Annotated in this window: 14 protein-coding genes; 4 read left to right on the top strand and 10 right to left on the bottom strand. The window is 46.2% G+C overall.

Translation table 11 applies throughout. The annotated features are described in order from the left end of the window. Nucleotides 1-21: 21 nt before the first annotated feature. The 4 genes from ABS362_RS02920 to yidD form a co-directional block, all read right to left on the bottom strand. Complete coding sequence (locus tag ABS362_RS02920; protein WP_350410788.1) at nt 22-294, bottom strand: hypothetical protein; 273 nt, start codon at nt 292-294, stop codon at nt 22-24. 108 nt (nt 295-402) lie between these two features. Continuing rightward, nucleotides 403-1098, bottom strand: a complete 696-nt coding sequence (locus tag ABS362_RS02925; RefSeq protein ID WP_350410789.1) for an ABC transporter ATP-binding protein — start codon at nt 1096-1098, stop codon at nt 403-405. A 30-nt stretch (nt 1099-1128) separates the two neighbouring features. Continuing rightward, on the bottom strand, nt 1129-2604 hold the full coding sequence (locus ABS362_RS02930; RefSeq protein WP_350410790.1) for a DUF5687 family protein: 1476 nt from the start codon (nt 2602-2604) through the stop codon (nt 1129-1131). Between the two features lie 199 nt (nt 2605-2803). Beyond that, the gene (gene yidD / locus ABS362_RS02935; RefSeq protein WP_350410904.1) at nt 2804-2992 is read right to left on the bottom strand and encodes a membrane protein insertion efficiency factor YidD; all 189 of its coding nucleotides are present in this window, start codon (nt 2990-2992) and stop codon (nt 2804-2806) included. A gap of 218 nt (nt 2993-3210) precedes the next feature. Between yidD and ABS362_RS02940 the strand changes: the two genes are divergently transcribed. Both ABS362_RS02940 and ABS362_RS02945 read left to right on the top strand, forming a co-directional pair. Then, nucleotides 3211-5532, top strand: coding sequence for a S46 family peptidase (locus ABS362_RS02940; protein WP_350410791.1), 2322 nt, complete (start codon nt 3211-3213; stop codon nt 5530-5532). Between the two features lie 128 nt (nt 5533-5660). Next, complete coding sequence (locus ABS362_RS02945; RefSeq protein ID WP_350410792.1) at nt 5661-7988, top strand: family 20 glycosylhydrolase; 2328 nt, start codon at nt 5661-5663, stop codon at nt 7986-7988. A gap of 167 nt (nt 7989-8155) precedes the next feature. On the opposite strand, the gene ABS362_RS02950 is transcribed toward ABS362_RS02945, so the two are convergent. Beyond that, nucleotides 8156-8476: a GIY-YIG nuclease family protein gene (locus ABS362_RS02950; RefSeq protein ID WP_350410793.1), complete on the bottom strand. Its 321-nt coding sequence runs from the start codon at nt 8474-8476 to the stop codon at nt 8156-8158. A gap of 136 nt (nt 8477-8612) precedes the next feature. Between ABS362_RS02950 and ABS362_RS02955 the strand changes: the two genes are divergently transcribed. Then, the gene (locus tag ABS362_RS02955; RefSeq protein ID WP_350410794.1) at nt 8613-9452 is read left to right on the top strand and encodes a PorV/PorQ family protein; all 840 of its coding nucleotides are present in this window, start codon (nt 8613-8615) and stop codon (nt 9450-9452) included. On the opposite strand, the gene ABS362_RS02960 is transcribed toward ABS362_RS02955, so the two are convergent. Beyond that, nucleotides 9449-10696 (bottom strand): cation:proton antiporter, encoded by a 1248-nt coding sequence (locus tag ABS362_RS02960; RefSeq protein ID WP_350410795.1) that lies wholly within the window; start codon nt 10694-10696, stop codon nt 9449-9451. The genes ABS362_RS02955 and ABS362_RS02960 overlap by 4 nt on opposite strands. Before the next feature lie 89 nt (nt 10697-10785). On the opposite strand from ABS362_RS02960, the gene ABS362_RS02965 reads away from it, so the two are divergent. After that, nucleotides 10786-12867, top strand: a complete 2082-nt coding sequence (locus tag ABS362_RS02965; protein WP_350410796.1) for a ComEA family DNA-binding protein — start codon at nt 10786-10788, stop codon at nt 12865-12867. Here the strand turns inward: ABS362_RS02965 and ABS362_RS02970 are convergent. From ABS362_RS02970 to ABS362_RS02985, 4 genes are all read right to left on the bottom strand, one after another. Then, complete coding sequence (locus tag ABS362_RS02970) at nt 12864-13283, bottom strand: hypothetical protein (RefSeq protein ID WP_350410797.1); 420 nt, start codon at nt 13281-13283, stop codon at nt 12864-12866. The two genes, ABS362_RS02965 and ABS362_RS02970, sit on opposite strands and share 4 nt — an antisense overlap. Before the next feature lie 139 nt (nt 13284-13422). Continuing rightward, nucleotides 13423-14019: an RNA polymerase sigma factor SigZ gene (gene sigZ / locus ABS362_RS02975; protein ID WP_350410798.1), complete on the bottom strand. Its 597-nt coding sequence runs from the start codon at nt 14017-14019 to the stop codon at nt 13423-13425. A 110-nt stretch (nt 14020-14129) separates the two neighbouring features. Continuing rightward, nucleotides 14130-14642, bottom strand: coding sequence for a GNAT family N-acetyltransferase (locus ABS362_RS02980; RefSeq protein ID WP_350410799.1), 513 nt, complete (start codon nt 14640-14642; stop codon nt 14130-14132). 82 nt (nt 14643-14724) lie between these two features. Beyond that, nucleotides 14725-15135 (bottom strand): ArsI/CadI family heavy metal resistance metalloenzyme, encoded by a 411-nt coding sequence (locus tag ABS362_RS02985; protein ID WP_350410800.1) that lies wholly within the window; start codon nt 15133-15135, stop codon nt 14725-14727. Nucleotides 15136-15204 lie beyond the last annotated feature (69 nt).

Below are 15204 nucleotides of genomic sequence, written 5' to 3' on the forward strand. Positions count from 1 at the left end.
AATACCAACTATAGTTGGCTTTTACTTCATCGGCTCCAACTCCAGCATTACCAACTCCTTGGATTTCTGGATCAACAGTGATGAGATGATACTGAAAGCGGCAAGCATGTCCTGCTTCTGCTTGTAACTATAGAGCGAGAAAAGCTCGTCGCCTGTCGTGGTCCGCTCAAATATATACAGGTTATAGGCTCCCGCATCTGCAAACGAAATAGAACGACTCTCTACACGCAGAATATCTACTATAGGTATAAGATACCCTTTGCTGCCTATCGGGATCGGTATTTTAATATTCATTGATTGCCTACGTTAAACGGGTGAAAAACTTAGGCGAAAGCCGGAATCCGGACTTTAACAAATGCAGTTTACCGATTTATATTCAAAAATAGAAGTAAAGATCAGCTTTTAAACTGTAAAGTAGGTCTCCAGCTCTTGAAGGGTGTTCTCGTTAGTCACCATGTCCTGCACCAACTGGCCTTTCTCCAGGATAACGATCCGTTCACATACATCGATTACATGACTCAGGTCGTGGCTCGAGATCAGCATGGTCATTTGCTTTTGTTCGCGCAGGGTTTTAAGCAGATTCTTCAGGCGTATCTGGGAGCTGGGGTCCAGGTTGGCAAAAGGTTCGTCCAGTATCAGCAGTTCCGGGTTCGATAGTACGGCTGCAGCCACGCCTATCTTTTTCTGGTTACCTTTCGAGAAGTCGCGGATATACTTTTTCTGGCCCAGAATCTCGCCGTTAAACAGGTCCGTGAATGGTGCTAAGCGCTCTGCCACATCGCCACCCGACAGGCCATGCAGGTCGCCGATAAACTTAAAATATTCCTCTGTCGTCAGGTAATCTATCAGAAAACCTTCATCCAGGTACGAGCCGGTATAGCTTTTCCAGTCCCCCGATTCCATTACGCCAATGCCTTTCGAGAACACTTCACCTTTGCTCGGCCGAATCAGGTCCAGTATCATCCTGAAAAGTGTTGTTTTGCCGGCTCCGTTGTTACCAACCAGGCCCACAGACTCGCCTGCAGTTATAGTTAGTTCTGGTATGTTTACTACGGTAGTGCCGTTATATATTTTCTGGAGGTTATTTATAGTTAGCATCGCGCTTATTTTTATAATTGCTATAGTTGATTAAGATTGACGGAAGCCGGCTGCCAGCTTGTATTTGTGCGCTGTAAACCGTTTGGCAGAGAATGCAAGCAGTTGTTTCTGGAAGATGATACCCAGCAGGCCAAGTCCGCCGATAGCGGCCACTCCGGCAAAAGGAACATCCAGTAACCCGAAAGGCAGGTAGATCAGGATCGGCAGCACCATAAGCGGCAGCATCATCACAAATTTAGAAGCTCCTACGCCCTGCCAGTTAAATGAGGCACTCTTGCTCAGGTCAAGCTTTTGGGTGTTGTAAACCGAGAAGAAGAAAATGATGAACACATTAACGCCAACATTGTAAAGCAGTGCCGCCGTATTTATCAGGAGTATTTTGTAGCCAAACAAACCATAAGGCAGCGTCAGGATATAAGCCAGCACCATAACTGGCACCATCATCCAGTATTTAGCGCTCAGGAACTGGTAAGGCGAAATGCGCTGGGTCAGTATTCCATCGAAGTGGCCGCTCTGCCAGCCCGGCAAAAACTGCCCGTAGTTAAACATCGGCATCCCCGACAGCATTATCCCAACAAAGATCAGCATGGCAAAACCATCCATAAAGTTGTCTTTGCCATAAAAAAGCAACCCGTAAAACAGGAAAATAACCGATAAGGTAACAATGGATTTTGTGCGCTTATGTCGCCAGATCAGTTTCAGCTCTAACTCTATTAACTTACCCAGTTCCCCGAAACGGTTCAGGAAAGCAATGTCGCCGCCAGTAGCTTCCTTTGCTTTGCGCACGCTTATTTCTTCGGGATATGTATGGGCTTTCAGGAAATAAAAGTTGAGCAGGTAAGCCCCTGCCATTAATATAACCGGAACTATAACAAGCCACTGCTGCACCAGTATTGCCCCGAACACAGCCTGCGATATTGCCTGTAGTTGCAGCACATCCAGGTAATCTAGCAACATCAGTAAAGTTACAGTTACCCCGAAAGCGAGCGTGTAAAGTGGTTTGTTGCTCATCTGCCGCTTAAAGTAAATCAGCAGGAAATTATTGAGCAGCGTTACCGCCATCAGCGCAAGCAACCAAACTATAGCAATGCCTAAACCATAAGCCGGAACCACCGAGGTTACCATAAAAGGCACTATAAACAGTAGCGGTAACAGGTTAAAAAAGCTCGGAACTGATTTTACCAGTACATAATGCACCAGTTTGTTTTTAGAGATGGGCAAATGTAAGTAGGGCTGAATGGCCAGCACAGGCAACTCCTGCATCAGGAACCTGAAAAACAGATCGATCAGGAAATAGGCCAGCAACATACCGTTGAAGATGGCGACTGCATTTTGCCCCGGGTATAGTTCTGCCAGTATTTTATGAATATTAAAACCAAGGAAAAGGAATATGCTACCAAAGTACAGGATAAGCAACCCCAGAATAATATTAAGGGCCAGGCTTTTCTGGAAAACAGAAGACCGAAGCTCGGATCGCCATTGATGTGATAGTAATGTCAGGAACATAGGCAGAAGCAGAATGAATATTATCTTTCCTAAATATACTTTAAATAAGCCTCAAATTCAATTTACAGGATCGGGCTTTAGACGAACTTAGTGTAAAACTATACTTACAGGCCCTAACTCCCGATGAAGTGGAAATAGGTTCTACGCCCTCGCTCGGGTCCCGCGAGCGAGGGCAAATGAGAGAATGGAATGTCCTTCTTTACTTTACCGGGTCATAACCGCTTCCGCCCCAGGGGTGACAACGGCCAATTCTCTTTAAAGCCATCCAGCCGCCTTTAAAAGGTCCGTATTTATTCACAGCCTGAACAGCGTAGGTAGAGCAGGTAGGTGTGTAGCGGCAGGTAGCTGGCTTTAAGGGCGAGATCATGTGCTGGTAGATCCAGATCAGGCCAAGCTACAGTTTCTTAAATATCCAGCTCATGGTTCATGTACTTATTTCAGGCTATAGTTTTCAGGTAGCTTCCTTTGTTTTTGTATAACTATAGCTGTTCATCAAAAAATGGTAAAAACTATATACAAATCAGCTATCTTAAAACCCTAACAGCCGTTAGGTGCGTAATATTTTTATTAAATTGCATGCAGTTTAACTAATCTAAACAAATTTCCATGTTAAAAAGAATCCTTTCACTCCTACTTTTAGTTGGGCTGAGCGCGCCGTTTACGGCCAAAGCCGACGAAGGTATGTGGTTGCCGATGCTGATAAAGCGCCTTAACCACGCCGATATGCAGAAAAAAGGACTTCAGCTGACTGCCGAAGAGATCTATTCTGTAAACAACTCGAGCCTGAAAGATGCTATCGTACAGTTCGGTGGTTTCTGTACAGGTGAGTTCATTTCTAAGAACGGTCTGTTGCTAACTAACCACCACTGCGGTTATGGCCAGATCCAGTCGCATTCTACACCAGAGAACGATTACCTGACAAACGGTTTCTGGGCGAAGAATTACTCAGAGGAACTTCCGAACGAAGGCCTTTTTGTGGATATTTTAGTGCGTATGGATGACGTGACAGGCAAAGTTCTGGAAGGCATCGATAACAACACACCAGAAGCAGAGCGTGCCCAGAAAGTAGGCCAGCGTATGCAGGCACTTGCCAAAGAAGCCAGCAACAACGGTGAGTATGTAACGTATGTGCGCGATTTCTTTAACGGCAACGAGTTCTACCTTTTCGTTTACAACCGTTATACCGACGTTCGTCTGGTAGGTACCCCTCCATCGTCTATCGGTAAATACGGCGGCGATACGGATAACTGGATGTGGCCACGCCATACCGGCGACTTCTCTATTTTCCGTGTATATGCGGGTAAAGATGGCAAACCAGCTAAATATAGCAAAGACAACGTTCCTTACAACCCTAAGCACCATCTTCCGATCAACATCGGCGACAGAGAGCCAGGCGATTTCTCTATGGTTTTCGGTTTTCCGGGCCGTACAAAGCGTTTCATGACATCTCAGGGTCTGCAACTGGAAGTTGATCAGCTGAACAAGACACGTATCAAACTGCGTGAAAAGAAGCTGGGCATCTGGAAAGAAGACATGGACAAGAGCGATGCTACGCGTATTAAATATGCGTCTAAATATGCCTCTACATCTAACTACTACAAATACTCTATCGGTCAGAACGAGGGCATTAAGCGCATGAAGACCATAGAAGGCAAAGTAGCTGACGAAGCGAAATACCAGGCATGGGCCAACGACCCGCAGCGCAAAGCCCTTTACGGCAACGTGCTTTCTGATATTGATGCATCTTACAAAGAGATCGCAAAATATAACCTCGGTTCTATTTACCTGAACGAAGCCATCCTTGGCACAGAGTCACTGCTGATGGCTTACCGCCTGATGCCGCTTTACACTACGCTTAAGTCTAACGATGCTGCTGCTACTAAAAAGGCTGTAGAGGACCTGATGCCACGCGTAGATGCTTTCTTTAAGGACTACAACATGCCAACAGACAAAAAAGTGTTTGCTGCCATGCTGAAGTATTACTCTGAAGACATTGCGAAAGATCAGCAGCCGGAAGCATTCAAAAACCTGGTAGCCAAGTACAAAGGCGATTTCAACAAACTGGCTGACCATGTGTATAGCAACTCGTTTGTAGTATCGGAGCAGAAACTGAAGGATTTCCTGAAGAACCCGACTGCCAAGAAACTGGAGAACGATCCTGCTTTCGCAATCGTGCAGCCTATTCTTGAGAACTTCCAGACCAACATTGCTCCTAAGGTAGGTGCAGCCAATGCCAAACTGGCAACTGCTAACCGCCTGTATGTAGCTGGTCTGCGCGAGATGAACCCTGATTTTGTGTACTACCCGGATGCTAACTCAACTATACGTTTGAGCTACGGTGCTATTAAGGATTACAGCCCGCAGGATGGTGTTATGTTTAACTACTACACTACCATGGAAGGCTTAATGGCCAAAGAAGACCCGACCAACGAGGAGTTTGAAGTACCGGCTAAGTTAAAGCAACTATACCAGGCAAAAGACTACGGCCGCTATGCGAACGACAAAGGCGAACTAGTTGTAAACTTCATCACAGACAACGACATTACAGGTGGTAACTCAGGTTCGCCGGTAATAAACGGTAAGGGTGAGCTTATAGGCCTGGCATTTGATGGTAACTGGGAAGCGATGACCGGTGACCTTGTTTATGATGCAGACTATAAGCGTTGCATTAACGTAGATGCCCGTTACCTGCTGTTCATCATCGACAAATATGCTGGTGCCAATAACCTGATCAGCGAGATGACGGTTGTAACCACAGACAGCCCTGGTGCTGGTGACGCTGCAAAAGCAGAAGCTACCACACCGCAGGCCGAACTGCTGAACGCAACTATGACTGAAGCGCAGGAGAAACTGCGTGCCGGTAAAACTGAATTCAAGATCGAAAAGAAAAAAGGTGACGCGAAGGTTAAACTTCAGGTGAAAGACTAATTACCTTTTTAGTAAAATAGAAAAGCGCTGGGACTCATCTCAGCGCTTTTTTTATAACTATACTTTTTGCTTTGCCGCTGGCATTTTAAACTTATCCTGCTTATTCTTGAAGATCAAAATTTTACCCGATGCCAAAACTGCTCACCCTTATCCTTTTTATAGTTACCTTTTTGTCAGCTTCGGCACAGCAAAATATTGTTCCGGATATTTCTATAGTTCCGAAACCCCAGCACCTTACACTGCAGCAAGGCAACTTCATCCTGAATGCGAACACCAGGCTATACATCAACCCGGAGCAACAATTCCTGAAAACTACAGCCAGCCAACTGGCGCAAACTATAAAAACCGCAACCGGCCAGCAGCCGCAAATAATCTACAAAAAACCCCGGAAGCGGGCAGCCAACTACATTTACCTGAGCCTCACCAACTCCCCCGACACGCTTGGGCCGGAAGGCTATAGTTTGTCGGTGCAACCCACCAGGATATTACTCGCTGCGAACCAACCGGCAGGCATTGGCATGGGCATTCAAACTATAAAACAGCTTTTACCTGTGGCTTACACGTTTGCGCCGGTAGCTGTTCTTGCACTTGAGATAACCGATAAGCCAAACTATAGCTGGCGTGGTCTGCACCTGGATGTGGCGCGTCATTTCTTCCCGGTTTCCGATATCAAAAAGTATATCGATTACATGGCGATGCACAAGCTCAACACGTTCCATTGGCACCTGACCGACGACCAGGGCTGGCGCATCGAGATCAAAAAATACCCGAAACTAACAGAAGTTGGCGGCTGGCGCGACGGAACTATAGTTGGCCATGCCCTGGAGCGCCCACAACAATTCGATAACAAAAAATATGGCGGCTTTTATACACAGGATGAGATACGTGACGTGGTGCAATATGCCAAAGACCGCCACATAACTATAGTTCCGGAGATTGAAATGCCGGGCCATGCGCTGGCAGCGTTAGCTGCATACCCGGAGTTGAGCTGTACAGGTGGTCCGTTTAAAACAGAGCAGGCCTGGGGAATTTTTGAAGATGTGTTTTGTGCCGGCAACGAACAAACCTATAGTTTCCTGGAAGATGTACTGACAGAGGTTGCAGCCCTTTTCCCGGGGCAGGTAATACACATTGGTGGCGACGAAGTACCCAAAACCCGCTGGAAAGCATGCCCGAAATGCCAGGCTAAAATAGCTGCCGAAAACCTGAAGAATGAGAATGAACTGCATGGGTATTTTATAGAGCGCATCGCGAAGTTTCTGAAATCAAAGGACAAACGAATCATTGGCTGGGATGAAATTCTGGATGGCGGTATTCCGAACAATGCCCTGGTGATGTCGTGGCGCGGAACTGCCGGTGGCATAAAGGCAGCGGAACAACAGCATGGCGTAGTCATGTCGCCAACTTCGCATTTGTACTTCGACTATTACCAGGGAGATCAGCAATTGGAGCCACTGGCCTTTGGCGGTTACACGCCACTTAGCAAGGTCTATAGTTTCAACCCAACTCCCGGCAAGTTAACGCCATCCGAAAAACGCTTTATAATAGGTGCCCAAGCCAATCTCTGGACCGAATACATCCCGACTTTTAAGCAGGTAGAATACATGCTATTCCCAAGAATTGCCGCCGCTTCCGAAGTATTCTGGACCAACCCTGCAAACAAGAACTGGGATGATTTCACGAAGCGCATGCAGGAACAGTACAAGCGTTACGATGCCTTAGGCATAAACTATAGTACCAGCGCCTACCAGGTAAAACAACAGGCAACTATAGATACTACGCAGCGCCACGCAACTATAACTTTTACCTCAGATGCAGCCGGCACGCAACTATACTATACGCTAGATGGCTCCACTCCTACCACAGCAAGTCAGTTATACACCAAACCATTTATAGTTAAGGAATCAGCAACTATAAAAGCAGCTTCTCTTGCAGATGGCAAACTGATGGACGAGCCGACAACTACAAAACTAACCATACATAAAGCCTTTGCCCGACCAGTAAAGCTACAGAAACAACCCAGCCGCTATTTCCCGGGGCAGGGCGGCGCAACTATAGTTAATGGCCTTAATGGTTCACTTAACCAAAATGATGGTCAATGGCTCGGCTTTTCCGGCAACGACTTTGAAACTGTGCTAGACCTGGAGCAAATTACAACTATAAACCGCATCAGCAGTTCGCATTTACAGAACATGCTTGCCAATATATTCCTGCCTGTTCAGGTGGACTTTCTTGTTTCGGAGGACGGTAAAAAGTACAGAGCCCTTAAAACCATAACCAACACCACAGATCCGCTGAAGGGCGGCATCTTTACTCAAGTATTCGCTGCTGAGTTTGCTCCGGTAAAGGCCCGTTTTGTGAAAGTAACAGCGCGTAACATCAAAGTATGCCCGCCTAATCATCGCTCTGCCGGTAAAACGGCCTGGTTGTTTGTGGATGAATTGGTTGTGGAATGATTTCCTTAGCAGGTCTGAGATAGATCTCTCCTTTCGTCGAGATGACAAATAAGAATAGGTTTATTGATTCTCTATTTTGTCATTTCGAACTCTGTGAGAAATCTATTTAAGATGTATAATGGTTTTCTATTTACCTGCTTTTATCCAGATGACACGACTAGTTAATCTTATTGATCTTCCTTTATCTCCTGATTTAGAAATTTCCAGAATGGGTTTTGTGAGTAGATCAAAGCTTCTTTCTTAGCTCTGCTCCACTTCTTAATTTCTTTCTCCCGATCAATGGCATGCTGTACCTGCATATGTCGTTCGAAGTAAATTAAATTATAACAGTAATATTTCCCGGCGAAAGTAGATGACTCACCACAAATCATAAAGTGTTCATTAAGCCTTCTCGGTAAATCATTCGTCAAGCCTACATACAATGTTGTTCGCTTAGGATTAGTAGTGATATAAACAAAGTAATTATGTGACTTCATATTTTTTGTCATCTCGAACAAAGTGAGAGATCTATCTCAGATACTACCATTTGTAAGCATTTATAGTTACTTGGGAACAAAATGGCAATCTTCTGACAACTCAGCTTTTCTACCAGCGTAAATCCTACTTCATAAAATACAAGATTGCGTGCATGGCATAATTATACTGCGCTATAGTTTAATTACCTGTTTCCTTCTGATTCCCTTTTTTACAAAGGCGCAATCTGATGTGCCGTTTGGGGCACGTGCCGCAGCACTTGGCAACGCTTCTGTAACCCTACCCGACCTTTGGGCACTTCACAACAACATTGCTGGCATAGCCAGTCTGTCACAACTGCAAGCCGGGGCCTATGCTGAGAACCGTTTTGGCGTAAGGGCTTTTACAACAGTGGCTTTGCTGGGCATTTATCCAACTCAAAAATATGGAGTTTATGGCATTAGCCTGAGCAGGTTTGGCGACGAATTATATAACAGGCAGCACATTGGGCTGGGTGCGGCGCATAAACTGGGGCAGTTTAGTTTAGGTGTAAAAGCCGATATCTGGCAGGTGGCGGTACAGGGCTATGGCAGCCGGAAAACGGTTACTATAGCCATTGGCGGACAGGCTGAAATTGTGCCGGGCCTTTACTTTGGAGCACACGCTTACAACCTGAATCAGGCAAAACTCTCTGACTTTGAAGACGAACGATTACCTACGATCATGAAAGCCGGTATCAGCTACACACCTTACAAAAAACTTTTACTTTTAGCTGAAACTGAAAAGAGCATCGACCATAACGCTACTTTTAAAGCCGGCATCGAGTATCAGCTCTTTCCTGAAAAATTCATACTTCGCAGCGGGTTTCAGTCGCTTACCAACACCCTCAACTTTGGTGCTGGTTTTATGGCCCGGCAGTTTGTAGTCGATTATGCATTCGGCAACACTACACATCTGGGCAACAGTCACCACTTATCGGTAAACTATAGCTTTGGCGGCCAACCCAATTAAACTATAACCTTCTTAGACATCCGTTTTATAAATGGTTCGATCGTTAACCCCTGTATAGTTAGCGACAATAATACGACTGCATACGTAATGGCAACTATAAGTTCTCGGTGCATTTCGGTGGTAAGTGATAAGGCCAGTGCAATGGAAATACCGCCCCGTAAGCCGCCCCAGGTCATGATGAGCAATGTATTTGGCGCAAAGGCACGGTGCAGCCGGAGCGTGTAGGTAGGTATTGCCAACGCAATATAACGCACCAGCAACACAATTATAGTTGTTATGATACCGATCAGCACATAATTCCAGTGGAAAGGGATAAGCATTAGTTCAAGGCCTATCAGCACGAACAGTACGGCGTTAAGCACCTCATCTACCATTTCCCAGAACTTGGTCAGGTAATCGGCGGTGATCTTGCTCATAGCAAGTTGCGTTCCCTGGTTGCCTATCAGTAAGCCTGCAGCCACCATAGCCAGCGGCCCCGAAAAATGGAACTGTTGTGCCAGACTATAGCCGCCCGTAACTACTGCCAAAGATATCAGTACTTCGGTCTGGTAATGGTCGATGCGCTTCATGAAGTGGAATGCTATATACCCGATCAGCAGCCCCAGCCCTATACCTCCGCCTACTTCTTTCAGGAACAGCTCAGCTATAAAAGAACCTTCCACGTTATCAATTCCCAGTTTCGCTATCTCAAAAATGGAGATAAATATTACCACACCCACGCCATCGTTAAACAGCGACTCGCCGGTTATACTTACTTCCAGCGACTTCGGGATATTTGCTTTTTTAAGGATACCTAACACTGCGATAGGGTCGGTTGGTGAAATGAGCGCACCAAACAACAGGCAGTAGATATAGCCGATAGGGTAGCCAACCAGGTACAGCAGGTAGTAAAAAGCCGTACCGGTTACCACTGTAGAAATCAGCACACCAACTGTTGCAAAAACCAATATAGGCCATTTAGATGCCCGGAGCTTCTCCAGGTCAGTGTGCAGTGCTCCGGCAAAAAGCAGGAAACTCAGCATAAACTCCAGCAGTATCTCCGAAAAGTCTATCTCACTTAAACGACTTTCTACCAGCGCTTCGAACGCAGGCGATATCTCTCCCAGCCCCTGCACCAGCAGCGACAATAACAGGCCCGCCAGTAACAACCCGATAGCACCCGGCAACTTTATGTATTTCTGATTGATATAGGCGAAGAAAGCCGAAACAGCAAGTATTACCGAGAAAATATGAAAGAGCTCCATGTAACTATTTTAGTGTACAGACAACATTAAAGGCAAGGCTAGAGTAGCCCTAAAGTATAATTTTACAAATACTGGGTAAGCTGATGCCTATGGTACGTGTGTTACTGCTCTGCTGGTTTATTTTTTATGCGTCGCTGTCGTTGCAGGCCCAGAACTATCCGCGCCAAACGATTGATTTCGACCTGTTTGTGCAGGAGCTTTTCTCGCAGCAGGAAGATGAGAACATATCCTACGAAGACCTTTACGAAACGCTTTTCCAGTACTATCAGCAGCCCATTAACCTGAATAACACCACCCCCGAAGAGCTGGCTTCCCTGTTCATCCTTTCTCGCCCACAGATCGCTTCCTTCTTCAAACATCAGCAGGAAAACGGCAAGCTGCTCAGCATTTACGAGCTACAAGCCATTCCCGATTTTGATCTGATCACCATTTACCAGTTGCTGCCTTTTGTGCGGGTTGAAGATGCCGGTTTATACGCCGATACGCGCCCCTTGTGGCAACGCATGATCGGGGAAGACAATAACGCACTTATAGTCAGGTATGAGCGTACCTTGCAGCAGCGACGTGGCTATAGTGCTGTGGATACCAGCAGCCGGTCGCAGAGCAGGTATTTGGGCTCTCCGGACAAACTGTTTGTGCGCTACCGGAACAGCGTAGCCCAGGATTATAGCATGGGCATAACTGCCGAGAAAGATGCCGGTGAAGCTTTTACCTGGGACCGCAATTCACGCCGTTATGGCTTCGATTTTTATACGGCGCATTTCCAGCTATACAACAAAGGCAGGTTTAAAACTATGGCTATTGGCGATTACCAGTTACAGATCGGGCAGGGTTTGCAATTGTCGTCGGGGTATAGCGTTGGCAAAGGCAGCGAAACCATAACTACACTTAGTCGCGCAAACCTGGGCATACGGCCGTATAGTTCGGTTTTGGAGTCGGCATTTTTCAGGGGTGCGGCGGTAACTTATCGTTTAACAAATGATCTGAATTTAACTAGCTTCTACTCCAACAAACGCGCCGACGCTAACCTGCAAGGCGATACCATCTCCGACTTTACCGAAACATTCACCAGCATCCAGACTTCCGGCTTTCACAGAACAGTAACCGAATTGGCAAACAAAGGCAGAGTGCGCGAGCAGATATTCGGCAGTAGTTTGCAATATCAGAAACAGGCTTTTACGCTTGGCATTACCGCTGTCGGCACTAACTATAGTTCTCCTATCAAAAAGACCGATGCCCCTTACCAGCATTTCGAGTTTAGCGGCAGTACCAACTATACAGCCGGGGCCAACTATAGTTTTACCTGTCAGAACGTGTACCTGTTCGGCGAAACGGCTATGAGCAAAAGTGGCGGTGTGGGCAGTGTGAATGGTTTGATAGCGAACCTATCCAACAAAGCGGAAGTTGCCATGCTGTACCGTTACTATTCACGCGATTTCCATAGTTTGTATGGTGGGGCTTTTGGCGAAGGAAGCCGCAACATAAACGAGCGTGGATTTTACACGGGCATCAAACTTAAACCCATTACCCGTTGGGAAATTACCGCCTACTACGACCGTTTTACTTTTCCGTGGTTGCGCTATCGTGTAGATGCGCCCTCTTACGGCGATGAGTACTTGGTGCGACTCTACTTTAAACCCAACCGACAAAGCGCTCTTTACGGCCAGTTCCGGACCGAAAGCAAAGGACTGAACGCCCCCAACAACACCACAACTATAGATTACGTGGCACAGGCCCTGCGCCGGAATTACCTGCTTTACTATGAGTTCGCTCCTACCCCAGCGCTCAGTTTAAAAAGCCGTGTACAGTTCAGCAGTTACGAGCACGAAGCTCCCAGACAAACCGGCTACATTATTGCCCAGGATGTAAACTATACTTTCAGGAATATCCGGCTAAGTACCCGTTATGCCCTTTTCGACACAGACAGTTATGATACCCGACAGTATGTGTATGAGCGCGATGTGCTGTATGCGTTCTCTATTCCGGCGCTCAGTGGCAAAGGCACACGCGTGTATGCGTTGCTGCAGTTCCAACTGATACGTGACCTGGATGTGTGGGTAAAATACGGCATCACCAGCTATAGAAATGTCGATACCATCGGCTCTGGGCTGGAAACTATAGTTGGCTCTACGAGATCAGATGTGAAGGCACAGGTTAGGTATAAGTTTTAGTTAAAAGACCCTTCGCAATTTAATAACGGCTTTTCGTCAGGAGCCAAATAGAAGTTTACAACTATAGAATCTCCCGCTTGTGTAATAAAAGGCGCTGTTTCGACAGTAAGATAGCCGACATATTTAGCTGTAACAGGAACGGCAATATCCCAATTATGCATTCTGAAACTATAGTTGTTTAGGTTATTTGAAGAAGAACAGCCAAGTTCAATCTTACCCACTTCCAAAAGCTCCTTTGTATTTACATCAAATATGCTTCCACCAACATAAATACTATCCTGAGCAGCCAAATATCTACTCTTGTGTATTTTAAAAGTATAGCCTCCTTTGTTATAGGTTGGGGTTAATGCCAGTTGTTCGGTTTTGCAGCTCACAAACAGTGTCGCAAGCACAAGAAAAAGTAGCATGGTTTTCATGTTCTCTATTTTATAGTTTCGCTTTTAGTTACTTGATGCTAAAACTTGCTGTTTTCCATAAAAAGAATTAAAAAACCAGCTCATTTATGCCGCAAATTTGAGCGAAGCGGTAACTTACGGTATCAAACTAAACTAACCACTACAACCCCTGCAACGGTTTACAGCTATCTTTTATAGTTGCGGAAACTATAGACCCATCGTGGCTGAACTCCAGGTGGCAGCATTCTATAAACAAGGCTTTCAGTTTTTCGCGACCACGCTGCACTCTTGATTTTGCCCCGGAATAGGATATACCCAGGCGTTCGGCAATTTCTTTTTGGCTGATGCCTTCCAGTTCGCTCAAGCGCAGGGCTTCGGCATATTCTTCGGGCAATAAACTGATCAGGGGCTCCACCAGAGCTTCTACATCATGGCGGGTATCGTCGGGCAATTCTTCCAGTTCCACATCAGCTATAGTCTGGTAGCGGCTACTTTCCCTGAAAAAATCATACACCGCGTTGCGCGTTATCTGGTAAAGCCACGCTTTTATGTTCTTTACTTCGGGTAGCTGCTCGCAGTTTTTGTAGATCTTGAGGTATAGTTGCTGTAGAATGTCGTTAGCTTCGTCTTTATCGAGGATGCGTTTCTGCACAAAGCCTTTTAGCTGGGCCTCGTACGCCAGGAAAACAGGCGCTACCGCCGAGCAGCTATCCGCAGAAAGTTTAGTTGGTCCAGGAGTGTTGCAACAGTTTTCCATGGTTCAGTTTATAGTTTGCAGGTTATCCGAATTCTATCCTAAAGATGCAAAACAATTACAAATTCTATAACTTTTATACTATAAAAAGCGAGTACTATAGTTGAGTTTAACTATACCCCTACCACCTTACTGCGGCGTTCCACCAGGCAGATGTCGCGCCATTGGCCGTGCAGTTGACCCAGCTTTTCGCGTACGCCTACCACCCTGAAACCGCACTGCTCATGTAGTTTTATGCTGGCCTTGTTGTCGTTGATGATGCCACCTTGCAGCGTCCAGATTCCTTCCTGTTCCGATGCTTCCACCAATTTATCGAGCAAAAGTTTACCAATGCCCTGGCGTTTAAAATCCGGGTGAATGTACACGCTGTCTTCGGCTACGCCCGCATACACGCACCTGCCCGACACTGGCGTAAGCGCAGCCCAGCCGGCTACTTTCCCGTTTTGCAGCGCTACAAACCGACAGCTTTTCATGTATTTGGTGTCCCACTCTGCCCACTCGGGTGCTTTGGTTTCCAGGGTGGCGTTATTGGTGGCTATGCCCAGTTCGTAAATTACTTTTACCTCGGGGTAATGTGCTGCCTGCATTTCGGCAACTATAGTTTGGGTTAAGGCTGATGTTTGCATAATGCTATGAATTTACAGAAAACAACAATAGCGACAAGTGCTGATTACACGAGTCGCTATTGTTTTATAGTTTTATGATGTACTAAACGGCCGCTTCGGTTTTGCGTGCATTGGCTCCTTCGCCATACACAGTGGCTTCACCGAACGTATAAAATGCTTCCCAGTCCACGCCCTGCGGGTCTGTTATCCACGACTTCTCCGATTTAGCGTAGCAGCAGGTGCATTTCCCTTCTTCGCGGATGGCGCCTTTTGCTTTTTTAAGGTTGCCGTATACTTCTGCCAGTTCTTCTTCGCTCTCGGCCTGTATACCTAAATGCTCAATGCCGGCATTCTCAGGGTGCAGCGATATGGCAAAGTTTATACGCGGATCTTCGAGCATCCATTTGGCATAATCTTCTTTAAGAACGGTTGGTTCTGTAGCAAAAAGGGCAGTATAAAAACCTACTGACTCTTCCAGGTTCTTTACTCTAACATTAACGTGAAATCTTTTCATGGCTTATCTTTTTAAGGTGTTTTTTTCGTTTTACACCCTGATGACGGAGCCACTTCTAAAAAGACGCAG

Source organism: Pontibacter populi (assembly GCF_040278685.1).
In the GTDB taxonomy this organism is placed as follows: Bacteria; Bacteroidota; Bacteroidia; order Cytophagales; family Hymenobacteraceae; genus Pontibacter; species Pontibacter populi.

Coding starts and splice junctions, on each gene's coding strand:
- ABS362_RS02980 (WP_350410799.1), bottom strand. CDS start 14,642: ATGCAAACATCAGCCTTAACCCAAACTATAGTTGCCGAAATGCAGGCA.
- ABS362_RS02920 (WP_350410788.1), bottom strand. CDS start 294: ATGAATATTAAAATACCGATCCCGATAGGCAGCAAAGGGTATCTTATA.
- ABS362_RS02970 (WP_350410797.1), bottom strand. CDS start 13,283: ATGAAAACCATGCTACTTTTTCTTGTGCTTGCGACACTGTTTGTGAGC.
- ABS362_RS02940 (WP_350410791.1), top strand. CDS start 3,211: ATGTTAAAAAGAATCCTTTCACTCCTACTTTTAGTTGGGCTGAGCGCG.
- ABS362_RS02985 (WP_350410800.1), bottom strand. CDS start 15,135: ATGAAAAGATTTCACGTTAATGTTAGAGTAAAGAACCTGGAAGAGTCA.
- ABS362_RS02960 (WP_350410795.1), bottom strand. CDS start 10,696: ATGGAGCTCTTTCATATTTTCTCGGTAATACTTGCTGTTTCGGCTTTC.
- ABS362_RS02950 (WP_350410793.1), bottom strand. CDS start 8,476: ATGACAAAAAATATGAAGTCACATAATTACTTTGTTTATATCACTACT.
- ABS362_RS02930 (WP_350410790.1), bottom strand. CDS start 2,604: ATGTTCCTGACATTACTATCACATCAATGGCGATCCGAGCTTCGGTCT.
- ABS362_RS02945 (WP_350410792.1), top strand. CDS start 5,661: ATGCCAAAACTGCTCACCCTTATCCTTTTTATAGTTACCTTTTTGTCA.
- ABS362_RS02965 (WP_350410796.1), top strand. CDS start 10,786: ATGGTACGTGTGTTACTGCTCTGCTGGTTTATTTTTTATGCGTCGCTG.
- ABS362_RS02925 (WP_350410789.1), bottom strand. CDS start 1,098: ATGCTAACTATAAATAACCTCCAGAAAATATATAACGGCACTACCGTA.
- sigZ (WP_350410798.1), bottom strand. CDS start 14,019: ATGGAAAACTGTTGCAACACTCCTGGACCAACTAAACTTTCTGCGGAT.